At 32.7% G+C, this 13,317-nt stretch carries 7 protein-coding genes; 6 read left to right on the top strand and 1 reads right to left on the bottom strand.

Annotation, left to right across the window (positions count from 1 at the left end):
• Positions 1 to 5: 5 nt before the first annotated feature.
• The 4 genes from G5V56_RS14180 to G5V56_RS14165 are packed head-to-tail and all read left to right on the top strand — an operon-like array spanning position 6 to position 6,594.
• The gene (locus G5V56_RS14180; RefSeq protein ID WP_166966181.1) at positions 6 to 1,847 is read left to right on the top strand and encodes a cytochrome c3 family protein; all 1,842 of its coding nucleotides are present in this window, start codon (positions 6 to 8) and stop codon (positions 1,845 to 1,847) included.
• Entirely contained in the window at positions 1,826 to 4,165 is a 2,340-nt protein-coding gene (locus G5V56_RS14175) for a hypothetical protein (RefSeq protein ID WP_166966179.1), read from the top strand. Before G5V56_RS14180 ends, G5V56_RS14175 begins: the two co-directional genes overlap by 22 nt.
• A gap of 14 nt (positions 4,166 to 4,179) precedes the next feature.
• A complete protein-coding gene (locus G5V56_RS14170; protein ID WP_166966177.1) occupies positions 4,180 to 5,802 on the top strand; it encodes a hypothetical protein in 1,623 nt (540 codons plus the stop codon).
• A 3-nt stretch (positions 5,803 to 5,805) separates the two neighbouring features.
• Complete coding sequence (locus G5V56_RS14165) at positions 5,806 to 6,594, top strand: hypothetical protein (protein ID WP_166966175.1); 789 nt, start codon at positions 5,806 to 5,808, stop codon at positions 6,592 to 6,594.
• A 74-nt stretch (positions 6,595 to 6,668) separates the two neighbouring features.
• On the opposite strand, the gene ccsA is transcribed toward G5V56_RS14165, so the two are convergent.
• Positions 6,669 to 9,782: a cytochrome c biogenesis protein gene (gene ccsA, locus G5V56_RS14160; RefSeq protein WP_166966173.1), complete on the bottom strand. Its 3,114-nt coding sequence runs from the start codon at positions 9,780 to 9,782 to the stop codon at positions 6,669 to 6,671.
• A gap of 246 nt (positions 9,783 to 10,028) precedes the next feature.
• On the opposite strand from ccsA, the gene G5V56_RS14155 reads away from it, so the two are divergent.
• Both G5V56_RS14155 and G5V56_RS14150 read left to right on the top strand, forming a co-directional pair.
• Positions 10,029 to 10,238: a hypothetical protein gene (locus G5V56_RS14155; RefSeq protein WP_166966171.1), complete on the top strand. Its 210-nt coding sequence runs from the start codon at positions 10,029 to 10,031 to the stop codon at positions 10,236 to 10,238.
• A 280-nt stretch (positions 10,239 to 10,518) separates the two neighbouring features.
• Positions 10,519 to 13,212, top strand: coding sequence for a hypothetical protein (locus tag G5V56_RS14150; protein WP_166966169.1), 2,694 nt, complete (start codon positions 10,519 to 10,521; stop codon positions 13,210 to 13,212).
• Positions 13,213 to 13,317: the final 105 nt, after the last annotated feature.

Below are 13,317 nucleotides of genomic sequence, written 5' to 3'. Positions count from 1 at the left end.
TTAATATGAAGATATTTCTTAAAAATAGCATTCTTTTATTTCTGTTCCTTTCGGTAATATGTGGTTACGGACAAATATCTCCTGGAGATTTGTCTCAAGCTCATGCCAAACTAGAAGGGATGACTAATTGTACCCAATGCCATGAAATAGGGGAAAAAGTACAGGATAGTAAATGTTTAGAATGCCATAAAGAAATACAGTCTCTTATAAATAATAAAAAAGGTTTGCACGCCAATCCTACTGTTATTAAAAAGGATTGCTTTCAGTGCCATAGTGACCATAACGGGCGCAAGTTTGAAATGGCTCGTTTTGATCAAGATAATTTTAAGCATGACGATACAGGTTATAAACTTGAGGGAAAACACAATACAATTGATTGTAATCAATGCCATAAACCAGACTTTATTGAAGACTCAGAGATTAGAAAGAGAACCAATACCTTTTTAGGGTTAAATCAAGAGTGTTTAACTTGTCACGATGATTTTCATCAAAATACACTTCCAAAAGATTGTAAACAATGCCATGATTTTGAGTCTTTTAAACCTGCTTCAAAGTTTAACCATGATAAAGCAGATTTTAAACTACTTGGTAAGCACGTTGAAGTTGATTGTATTAAATGTCATAAAAAAACAACACGTAACGGGGAAGATTTTCAAGAGTTTACAGGGATTGCTTTTCAAGACTGTAAGTCCTGTCATGAAGATCCTCATGAGAGTAAGCTTCCAGGAGATTGTAAATCCTGCCATACAGAGACCGACTTTAAATTATTTAATGGTCAAACTACCTTTGATCACAGTACTACAAATTTCACGTTAAAAGGAAAACACGCTGAGGTTGATTGTTTTGCTTGTCATAAAGAAACAACTAATCCTCTTTTAGTGTTTCAAGACAATCTTAGAATAAAAGAAAATAATTGTGTGAAATGCCATAAAGACCAACATGAGGGTAAATTTGGATTAGACTGTGCCAAGTGCCACAATGAAACGAGTTTTTTTGCGTTAAAAAGTATGAAGTCTTTTAATCATGATTTGACGGATTACCCTTTGGAAGGCAAGCATTTACAGGTAGATTGTAAGCAATGTCATAAAGGAAGATATACAAAAGCCATAGACTTTTCAGCATGTAATAAGTGTCATGTTGATTATCATAAAGGAGAATTTAAGGAAAATGGGATTGTTCCAGATTGTGTTACTTGTCATTCCTTACAAGAAGGATTTGATTATAGTCTGTTTACACTTGAAAAGCATCAAGAAACAGAATTTCCTTTAAAAGGAGCTCATGTAGCAACACCGTGTTTTGCATGTCATGTAAGTGAAAAAGAAGAACGATGGACATTTACAAATTTAGGATCCGATTGTAAGGATTGTCATAATGATATTCACGATGGATTTATTAGTAAAAAGTTTTATCCAGATAATGATTGTAAAACGTGTCATATCAATGAAAGTTGGTCTAAAATAAACAGTTTTGACCATAACAAGACAAAATTTAGATTGGATGGGAAACATACAGAAGTTGATTGTAGAGCATGTCATTTCATCGAAAAGTCTGATAATAATGTAGTTACAATTCAAAAATTTGCTAATTTGGACACCAAATGTGAGTCTTGCCATGAAAATAAACATGGAGATACCTTTGCAATAGAAGGGGTCACAGACTGTAAAAGGTGCCACGTTACAAGTAGTTGGTTTCCTGAAAATTTTGATCATAATACTACCAATTTCCCTCTTGAAGGTAGACATGCCGAAATAGATTGCAAAGCTTGTCATATAAGCGAAACTATAAACGGAAAAGCTCAAGTAATATATAAATTAAACAAGTTTGAATGCGTAGACTGTCACTCATAATAGGTTTATTTTTAATAGTCGTCATGCCAATTATGGCACAATCACCAGCGCAATCGCCACATGGTGACGATTTTAAAATAAACTGTAATCAATGTCACAACCCCTCAGGTTGGGAGTTGGATATTTATTTAATGAGATTTGATCACAATAAAAAAACCAATTTTAAATTAGAAGGTGCTCATACGCAAACAGATTGTAAAGCATGTCATGAAAGTTTAGTTTTTAATCAAGCTCCTGATCAATGTGCTTCTTGCCATAAGGATATTCATAGTATGTCTGTAGGGAATGATTGCGCTCAATGCCATACTACAAATACTTGGATTGTTAATAATATACCTGAGATACACGAAGAAAACGGGTTTCCGTTAATTGGGTCTCATGGAGGGTTAAGTTGTAATGAATGCCATACGTCTGAAACTAGTATACGATTCGATAGAATTGGTAATGATTGTATTAGTTGTCACAAACAAGATTATGATGCAACACAAAGTCCGAATCATAGTGAATTAGGATTTTCAACGGATTGTATTGAATGCCATACACCTTTAGGAACAGGTTGGGATTCTCAAAATATCAATCATGACTTTTTCCCATTAACGCAAGGGCATGATATTCAGGATTGCAAACAGTGTCATAAAACAAATAATTATTCCGATGCATCACCAGAATGTATAAGTTGTCACCAAACAGATTTTAATAATACTCAAAATCCTAATCATTCAAGTGTTGGTTTTTCAACCGATTGTGCATCATGTCATACTACGAATCCAGGATGGACACCAGCAAACATCAATCATGACTTTTTTCCATTAACTATGGGGCATGATATACAAGATTGTAAAGAATGTCATAAAACAGATAATTATGCCGATGCCGATCCTAATTGTGTAAGTTGTCATCAAACGGATTATGACAATACTCAGAACCCAATACACAGAGATACGGGATTTTCAACCGATTGTGTATTGTGTCACACTACAAATCCGGGATGGACACCAGCGAACATTAATCATGACTTTTTCCCATTAACTATGGGTCATGATATTCAGGATTGTAAACAGTGTCATAAAACTGATAACTATGCAGATGCCGATCCTAATTGTGTAAGTTGTCATCAAACGGATTATGACAATACTCAGAACCCAATACACAGAGATACAGGATTTTCAACCGATTGTGCATCATGTCATACTACAAATCCGGGATGGACACCAGCAAACATCAATCATGACTTTTTCCCATTAACTATGGGTCATGATATACAAGATTGCAAAGAGTGTCATAAAACTAATAACTATGCAGATGCCGATCCTAATTGTGTAAGTTGTCATCAAACGGATTATGATAATACTCAAAATCCAATACATAGAGATGCTGGTTTTTCAACGGACTGTGTAACATGTCACACCACAAATCCAGGATGGACACCAGCAAACATAAATCATGACTTTTTCCCATTGACTTTGGGTCATGATATACAGGATTGTAAACAATGTCATAAAACAAACAATTATGCAGATGCCGATCCTAATTGTGTAAGTTGTCATCAAACGGATTATGATAATACTCAAAATCCAATACATAGAGATGCTGGTTTTTCAACGGACTGTGTAACATGTCACACCACAAATCCAGGATGGACGCCAGCAACTATTAATCATGACTTTTTCCCATTAACTATGGGTCATGATATACAGGATTGTAAACAGTGCCATAAAACTAATAATTATGCTGATGCCGATCCAAATTGTGTAAGTTGTCACCAAACAGATTATAATAATACAAATAATCCAAATCATAGCACAAATGGATTTTCAACAGATTGTGCGTCGTGTCACACCACAAATCCAGGATGGACGCCAGCAACTATCAATCATGACTTTTTCCCGTTAACCTTAGGCCATGATATTCAAGACTGTAAACAATGTCATACTACAAATAGCTATGCAGATGCATCGCCAGAGTGTATAAGTTGTCATCAAACGGACTATAATAATACTAATGATCCAAATCATCAAGCAGCTCACTTCCCAACCGATTGTTCAACCTGTCATACAACAAACCCTAATTGGAAACCTGCTCAATTTGATCATGATGGGCAATATTTTCCAATTTACTCAGGAAAACACAGGCAAGGGGAAGCTTGGAATGACTGTGTGGAATGCCATACTAATCCTAATGATTATTCAAGTTTTTCTTGTATTACTTGTCATGAGCATAGTAATAAAAATGATGTAGATAACAAGCATAGAGGTGAAAATGGATATGTTTATGAAAGTAACGCATGTTATGAATGTCATCCAAACGGAAGAGGATAAGGAGAAACACTACCATGAGATATAAGTTTTATTTTATTTCCATATTATATATGGTATTGTCGGGTAGTGCATTAGCCCAAGATAATCTTCAAACAATCATAGGAAAAGTGACCTTTGTCACGTCTAAAAATGCCTATGTAAAATTTGATAATACGACTGTCATTAAAATTGGAGACACGCTTCAAGCACCTAATAAACAAAAATGTTTGGTGGTTACAAATAAGTCGTCAAACTCGGTAGTTTGTCTTAAAATAAATGATTGTCAGGTTAATAAAGATGATAAAATTTCATATGTGTATGAATTTGAAACAACAAATAAAGTTTTAGAGACTGAAGAGATTCAAGAAAATATAGGCATTAGTTTTAATGATTCTATACAAGCTATTGAAGATACCTCTAAGAAAACCAATTATGTAGAAGAAATTACAGGACGTTTATCAGCGGCCAGTTACAGCAATTTTTCTAAAATTAGGGATGATAATCACAGATTGATGACTCGGTTTTCTTTAGAAGCTAATCACATCAATAATTCTAGAGTTTCAGTAGAGACGTATCTTAATTACAGGCAAAACATCTATCCCAAGGACACCACTAGAAACTTAAATAATAGTGATTTAAACGTGTATAATTTAGCTGTAAAGTATGATGTAGATTCAACGCTATCCATAACTGCTGGCAGAAAAATTAATTATAAAATATCATCGCTCGGTGCTATTGATGGTTTACAAGCAGAAAAGTTCTTTGGAAACAGTTATGTTGGTGTACTCGCAGGATTCAGACCAGATATTTATGATTATGGACTAAATACCAATTTGTTACAGTACGGTGGTTACGTAGGACAACTCACAGATCATGAAAATTTTCGTTCTCAAACAACCTTAGGTTTTGCCGAACAAAAAAATAATAATGAAATTGACAGGCGTTTTACATATCTGCAGCATTCAAGTACTATTTTTAAAAAACTAAATGTGTTTTCAACTTTAGAGGTTGATTTATATAATAAGGTCAATGACTCGGTTAAGGATAATTTACGGATTACTAACTTGTATGTGTCTGGTCGTTACCGTTTTAACAGTAAATTAAATGTAGCATTGTCCTATGATTCCAGAAAGCGGATTATTTATTACAAAACCTACGAAACGGATATTGAGCAACTATTGGATGAAGATATTGCTAGACAAGGATTAAGAGCTAGGTTAAATATAAAACCTTTTAAGTATGTATTTACAGGGTTTAGTTATAGCAAAAGATTCCAAAGCGATAGTCAAAACAAATCTGATAATATGTATGGTTATGTCAGTTTTTCAAAGTTACCGATAGATGGTCGGTTGTCTTTAACATATAATTCCAATGCCTCTAATTATTTAAAAAGTAATATTGTATCTCTTAGGTATTCAAGAGAATTTTGGGATAGCAGGTTAAGTACCGATATTTATTATAGATTTGTAAATTATAAATATGAAACAAATGTGCCTGATTTTAATCAGCATTATCTCGGTGCCTATTTATCATATTATATTGATAGATCATTTACCATTAGTTTTTCGGGTGAAGTATCAAAATATAATGACGAAACAAATTATAGAGTAAACACTCAAATTATTAAACGCTTTTTTAGAAGCAGAAAAAAGAAATAAATTATGAAACTTAAAATTGTAGTAGCAGCACTTGTTACAGTTGTTTTTATTGGATGTAAAAATGAACCTAAAGTTATTCCCATAACTTCTAATACTGAAAATTCACCTAATGCACCAAGCGTGTTTTCTAATTCAGATTCCTCAGGAACTGATCAAGCAATGTCTAATGAATTTCATTCAGTAGTTGTCAATGAAATTCTTCCAACATCAAAATATGTATATCTTAAAGTGACTGAAGGAGCAGATAATTACTGGATTGCTACTCGGAGTATGGATGCAAAGGTTGGAGAGACCTATTATTACAAAGGAGGACTTTTAAAAACTAATTTTGAAAGTAAAGAATATAATAGAGTATTTGATAAAGTGTATTTAGTAGGAAGTTTAGTTTCTGCCAATCATGCAAGTATGGCAAAATCAGGAATGACTGGAGATTTAGCGAGCGCACCACAAAATGATGTGCAAAAAGAAGATATACCTATGCATGCTGAAAAAATAGTGCAACATAAAGGTTCTATAAAAATAGCCGAATTGGTTAATAATCCTAAAAAATATGAAGGCAAAACAGTTCAGTTAGATGGTATTTGTACTAAAATAAATGCTGGAATTATGGATAGAAATTGGATACATATTAAAGACGGAAGTAAGGATGATTATGATTTAGTTGTTACGTCTGATGATTACGTGCCAGAAGGAGCAGAATTTACTATTAAAGCGGTCGTTGTGTTAAATAAGGATTTTGGTGCAGGTTATAAATATGATATTATTTTAGAACAGGGAACTCTTGTAAAATAGCAATATCAATACTTGTAAAAAAGAGCATGAACTTCACGAAGTTTATGCTCTTTTATATTTCAAAGGTTTTTATGTTATGATATAACCTTGTATTTACGCTTTTTTAAATACGCTAAGGCAGTAATTGCAATTATACACGCAACTACAATATACACCCAACTTGGTATAGGAATAGGATCTCCTGTTGCATAAGAGTGTAATCCCGACAAATAATAATTCACACCATAGTATGTCATGATAACTGTGGCTAAACCAAAAATGGTAGAAACATTATAAACAAATAGCCCTGTTAATTTCGGAATGATTCGCATGTGTAGAATAAAGGCATATACTAAAATGGTTACCAGAGCCCATGTCTCTTTAGCATCCCAACCCCAGTAACGACCCCAAGATTCATTGGCCCAAACACCACCTAAATAAGTTCCTATGCTTACCATTATCAAGCCGCCAGTTATCGTTAATTCGCTTATATAAGACATTTCAGTTATGATGGTTTTTACACGTTCTTTATTTTTGGATGTAGTGAAAATCATTAATGACAAATTAATTAATCCAATAATGGCACCTAACATTAAAAACCCGTAGCTACCAGCCTCTAACGACACGTGGATTGTTAGCCAATACGATTTTAAAACCGGAACCAAAGGCGTAATTTCAGGATCTAAAAAACTCAACATAGATACTAACAGAATAGTAGCTGCCAAAACCATTGTTGCTGCCAAACCACCAAAGGATTTTCGTGTAAAAAGAATACCAGCTAAGGTGGTTGTCCATGCAATGTAGATCATAGATTCATAGCCATTACTCCATGGCGCTCTTCCTGAGATATACCATCGTAAGCCTAATCCTAGGGTGTGGAATACAAATCCTGTTATAACTAAAGCAAATAAGACTTTATAAATAGTTTTTAATTTGATTCTGGGTTTAAAAACCGATAAGAATAAGAAGAATAAAAAGGCTATACCTAATAAAAAATAAAGTAAAGCTAACCTGTTGAAAATATTTAGTTTGTTTAACAATATTTCAGCATTAATTTTAGCTGCACTAGGCATAATCTCACCACCGTTTTTAAATTGATAATCTTTTAATTCCGCTAGCAATCTATTGGCATCACCATAATTTTTAGTGTCAATACCTTTTTTAAGTGCCATGGTGTACGAACTGAAAAAGTCTGATGCTATTTGGCTATCATGCCCGTTTCCGTGACTGTGATTGGAAATCCAGGTATTGTTTTCATCGTTAGTAACAGGGATTATTTTTAGCATGCCACCAGAAAACATCATATTTAAAATATTTAGACGCTCATCAACTTTCAACAATTCCTTTTCATAAACACCTCTGTCTTTCGGAATTAAATCATATACACGGCTTACTTCATCTCTTAATTTGTAATTGCCATTGGTGTCAAAAAAGTCTTGGTAAGAGGCATAGCTGCCCGTAACCCCAATTTTATTTAATAAATCTTGATGTTTTCCTAGTTTTATAATTTTTTCACCATACCAATCTTGACTATTAACAAAAATACTTAGCAAGATTTGATCGGCGTTGAGCCCTTTGTAACTCTCTTTTTTGTAAATTTTTCGCATTAATTCTCTTGATAGTGTATGTACAGGTTTCATTCTGCCTTTATAATCTTGAACCACCAGTTTACTAAAAGCCTCAGCATGTTCTGCACTCACCGCCGAATGCGTAATATGCGATATTTGATTTTGAGATTGTACTAATTGTGAGGTCATTAAAAAACCTAAAACAAACATAAATGTAGAACTTGAAGCTCTTATTTTTTTAATTTTCTTAATGACTTGATGAAACCTTGTCTTTTTACTGAATAAGGTCCAAATCATACCTGCAGTGAGCAAGATATAACCTAAATAAGATATTGTTGTTCCCCAAAAATCATGATTAACACTTAAATAAGTTCCTTTTTCATCTTTATCAAATGACGACTGAAAAAAGCGATACCCACCATAATTTAAAATATTATTCATGAAAATTCTGAAATCCATGTTTACACTATTATTGCTATCCATTAAAGTAACTTCACTAGCATACGAAGAAGCGCTTTGAGTACCTGGATATTTGTCTAGAATGAATTTATTAAGTTTAATATAAAATGGTAAATAGATATCTTTTGAACCATACGATATGGCCAGATTTAAATCATTAAAGTTTAACAGTTGAGGTCTGCCTGGGTTGCCTTTAGCACCATAAACAATGGTTTCTTGTGTATCTCCATTTACTGTAACATCAAGGACTAATGCAGTTATACTTTCATTTTTAACTTTCGTACTTTCAGATTCCATTTTAGCAACCCCTTTAGGATTAAATTCGGGAAATACAACATTGTTAATACCATTGGAGTATAGCGCACGTAATTTTAATGATTGGTAGGAGCCTGAAGGATAAATGGTATCGCGAGTTTGCGTAGCCATAACCATTTGTGAATATGTGGTATTAGTTTTAAAAGATAAGGAATCACCTTTAAACAGAATGTTAAAGGCATTCGGTACCTCCTGATCATTGAAGTTGTATAGGATATTGTTTATACGTTTACTTTCTCCTTCGCTAATAAAATATTCTTCTCTACCATTCATGCCCGAAACCACTATTTTAAGGGAGGGCTTTCCATCAATGCTAGCTTGTAGTACTTGTTTTGGGTTTGGAATAAAATCTTTAACCTCTACTTCGATTAAATCGTTATCAATAATATATGATTCTTTAAAATAATTATTGCCTAGCGATGCAAATAATACGTCTTCATCAAAGTTGTAGGTTTGATTATTTTTGGTTACCCGAAATTTCAAATACGTGTTAGAAGATAAAAAATTATTTGAAGAATTATTTTCTCGAATATGCATGATACCTTCATAGCCAAAATAACGTGTAACTCCTGCACCGATTAAAATGATAATGATTGCAGCATGAAATATGACTAAGGGCCATTTTTTTTGTTGAATCATTCTAAATTTAAAGATGTTTACAAGAATAGAGATTCCAAAAAGAATCAGTAGCAATTCAAACCACCACGATTTAAAAATCACTTTTTGCGCAGCACTTGTTCCAAAATCATTTTCAACAAAGGTTGCAATGGCTATAGCAGCAGCAAATAGCAAGATATATAATCCGGCAGCTCTAGTATTAAATAAGTAGCTTGTAAATTTTTTAAGAAATTTAAAAAGTCTTTTCATAAAAAGGGAATAAAAGTAAAGCTTAAAAATAAAATTATTATTTAGTTATAATATATATTACTTCAATAAATCGATTAACTACTAACAAATTGATTAATAATACTCTATAAAACGTTTCATTCTTAATTTAGTATATAAAAATTAATTATTTATAAAAACAGATTTATAAGTCTATGCACATGACTTTTATCATAAAAAACCTCTATTAAATTTATTACATTGTTAGATTAACTAATTCTTTTCAATATGTCAAAGACTGAAAGTATTTTTCTTCAAAAATTAGATATTCTTAAACAATCGGAATATTTAAAAAATGATGCTATTCAAGCACAAAAGACGTATACTAGCTATTCAAGTCAATATTTTAATGCAAGCGAAGATCAAAAAGCGTGGATGGATAAAAATTCTGATTATATTTTGAATAAAATCAGGACACTAGAAAAAAAATATTGGTAATTGTAAGAAGTTTTTCTTAAAAGACCCATAATTATAAATTTATAATTATGGGTCTTTTAACTGTTAAATACAGAAAATTTATAGTAGTTTAAGTAACATTTTTATTATATTCTATACACATTCAACAAGTAAATAAAACGAATAACAAACCCTATTTAAAAGAGGGTTTTTATAACCTTTGAGTAAAAGAATTGTTTTATTTTTGAACTATACAATTACAATTAAATAAAAAGACAAATACATTACAGATTTGTAAACCCCAATTATCTTAAGTTTTTTTATGACTAAATATGTTTACTTCATTCTTTTTTATTTAGGCTTATCTTTAAATTTATTTTCACAAGAAATAAATATAGAGACTGAGTTTTCTCAGGACGGGGCTTTATATGAAAATATTGATAATTTTTCCAATCCATTAGTTGAATTTGAAAATCATGAGAAATGTATTGTTATTGATTATTTAGGTAAGGATAAATACAAAATAAAGTATAAAGAGTGGGAAGGTTTTGTCGATTCACAATATTTAGTGGTCACTGAAGACATGATGGATTTGTTTTATGCTTATCAAGAAAAACAAAGAATAGAGGCTTTAAAACAAGAAGAAGATAGAAGACGTAAAATACAGGAAATTGTAAGAAAGAATCGAGGGTTTGAAGAGAGAACACAACATGAGGATTCCATAGCTAAAGTAGTAGAAGAGAAAAAGAAACAACAAGAACTTCAGGAACAAGCTAAAAGGAAAAAGATAATACAAGATTCTATAGCTAAAGTTGAAGAATCAGAGAAGAAACAGCAAGACTTAGAGGCGTTAGCTAGACGAAATCAAGAATATCTCATGGAAACAAGACGTAAAGACTCAATTGCCAAAGCGGCAGAAGAGCAAAAACGTCAACAAGAGCTTCAAGAGTTGGTAAGAAAGAACGAAGAATACATTAAAACTAAGAGACGAGAGGATTCTATAGCTAAAGTTTTAGAAGAGAAAAAACGTCAACAAAAACTTGAGGAGCTAGCTAGACGAAATCAAGAGTATCTAAAGGAAAAGGGACGTCAAGATTCCATTGCCATGGTAGTAGAAGAGCAAAAGAAGCAACAAGAGCTTCAGGAACAGGCTATAAGAGAAAAGCAACGACAAGATTCCATTTCTAGCGTTAAAGAATCAGAAATGAAACAACAAGAACTTGAGGAGCTAGCTAGACGAAATCAAGATTATTTAAAGGAAAAACGACGTAAAGACTCAATTGCCAAAGTAGTAGAAGAGCAAAAGAAACAACAAGAGCTTGAAGAACTGGCAAGAAAAAACGAAGAGTACATAAAAACTAAGAGGCTAGAGGACTCTTTAGCTAAAGTTTCACAAGATAAAAAACGTCAGCAAGAATTACAAGAGGCATTAAGAAAGAACGAAGAAGCGAGAGAGGAAAAACAACGACAAGATTCTATAGTTAAAGTTAAAGAAGAAGCACAAAAGAAGCAACAAGAACTTCAAGAGCTTGCAAGAAGAAATCAAGAGTACCTTAATGCCAAAAGAAGTGAAGATTCTATAGCCAAGATTAAAGAAGAAGCAAAGAAACAACAGGAGCTTGAAGAACTGGCAAGAAAGAACGAAGAGTACATAAAAACTAAGAGGCTAGAGGACTCTTTAGCTAAAGTTTCACAAGAGAAAAAACGTCAGCAAGAATTACAAGAGGCTTTAAGAAAGAACGAAGAAGCGAGAGAGAAAAAACAACGACAAGATTCTATAGTTAAAGTTAGAGAAGAAGCAGAAAGGAAGCAACAAGAACTTCAGGAGCTTGCAAGAAGAAATCAAGAGTACCTTAATGCCAAAAGAAGTGAAGATTCTATAGTCAAGATTAAAGAAGAAGTAAAGAAACAACAAGAATTAGCAAGAAAGAAAAAAGAGGCTAAGATTGAACAGCAACGAGTAGATTCCATTTCTAGAGTCAAAGAAGAACAAAAGAAGCAACAAGAACTTCAAGAGCTTGCAAGAAGAAACCAAGAGTATCTTAATGCCAAGAGACGAGAGGATTCTATAGATAAAGTAAAAGAAGCAGAAAAGAAGCAACAAGAACTTCTGGAACAGGCTATAAGAGAAAAGCAACGACAAGATTCAATTTCTAGAGTTAAAGAATCAGAGAAGAAACAGCAAGAATTAGAGGAGTTAGCTAGACGAAATCAAGAATATCTCAAGGAAATAAGACGAAAGGACTCGATTGCCAAAGCGGCAGAAGAACAAAAGAAGCAACAAGAGCTTCAAGAGTTGGCAAGAAAGAACGAAGAATACATAAACGCTAAGAGGCTAGAGGACTCTTTAGCTAAAGTTTCAGAAGAGAAAAAACATCAGCAAGAATTACAAGAGGCTTTGAGAAAGAACGAAGAAGAGAAAAGAGAAAAACAACGTCAAGACTCTATTGCCAAAGTAGTAGATGAGCAAAAGCATCAACAAGAGCATCAAGAATTAGTTAGACAAAATCAAGAGGACATAAATGCAAAAAAACATGAGGACTCTATTGCTAAAGTTTTAGAAGAGAAGAAGACGCCAGAATCAGATACAACGGGCCTTCGTAATACATGTAATTATAGCATGAATGAATTTGATGATATTGACAATGTCAAGATCATTAGAACCATTCCCTATAAAGTGAATGATAACCTTACTATTGAGTTATATAAACAAGGACAGCGTGAGTATGTGTTTTTTAATTTAGAACAAGATTTGGGTTGTGTAAGTTATCTTTCAAACAATAGATCTTATGTTAGAGTGAAGCTTGAAAATAATCAAGTAGTAACTTTTTATCATTCTTGGGATATTGATTGTGGTAACTTTAAATTGAAAGGAAAGTTATCCAGTTCGCAAATAGCCATATTAAAAAAATCACCAATTAAATCATTAAAATTTAGAGGCACGAAATATCCCTTTGAAATAAATAGTGTTAAATACAAAGAATTTTTTATTGATAAATTACATTGTCTTGATTGATACTCTACGTAAGAACAAAGACCATAAAACACCTTTTATAATAAAAAATAAAAACGTGTCATTCATTGGGGTCTGGTTCTCCATTAAATAATACTTAACTTGAAG

This window comes from Yeosuana marina (assembly GCF_011762485.1).
GTDB lineage: Bacteria > Bacteroidota > Bacteroidia > Flavobacteriales > Flavobacteriaceae > Yeosuana > Yeosuana marina.
The sequence above is the reverse complement of the archived record's forward strand: the minus strand, read 5'-3'. Positions and strand labels throughout refer to the sequence as shown.

What these genes read in the sequence shown, in the direction of transcription:
- G5V56_RS14180 (WP_166966181.1), top strand. Translation starts at nt 6, where the DNA reads ATGAAGATATTTCTTAAAAATAGCATTCTTTTATTTCTGTTCCTTTCG.
- G5V56_RS14175 (WP_166966179.1), top strand. Translation starts at nt 1,826, where the DNA reads ATGCGTAGACTGTCACTCATAATAGGTTTATTTTTAATAGTCGTCATG.
- G5V56_RS14170 (WP_166966177.1), top strand. Translation starts at nt 4,180, where the DNA reads ATGAGATATAAGTTTTATTTTATTTCCATATTATATATGGTATTGTCG.
- G5V56_RS14165 (WP_166966175.1), top strand. Translation starts at nt 5,806, where the DNA reads ATGAAACTTAAAATTGTAGTAGCAGCACTTGTTACAGTTGTTTTTATT.
- ccsA (WP_166966173.1), bottom strand. Translation starts at nt 9,782, where the DNA reads ATGAAAAGACTTTTTAAATTTCTTAAAAAATTTACAAGCTACTTATTT.
- G5V56_RS14155 (WP_166966171.1), top strand. Translation starts at nt 10,029, where the DNA reads ATGTCAAAGACTGAAAGTATTTTTCTTCAAAAATTAGATATTCTTAAA.
- G5V56_RS14150 (WP_166966169.1), top strand. Translation starts at nt 10,519, where the DNA reads ATGACTAAATATGTTTACTTCATTCTTTTTTATTTAGGCTTATCTTTA.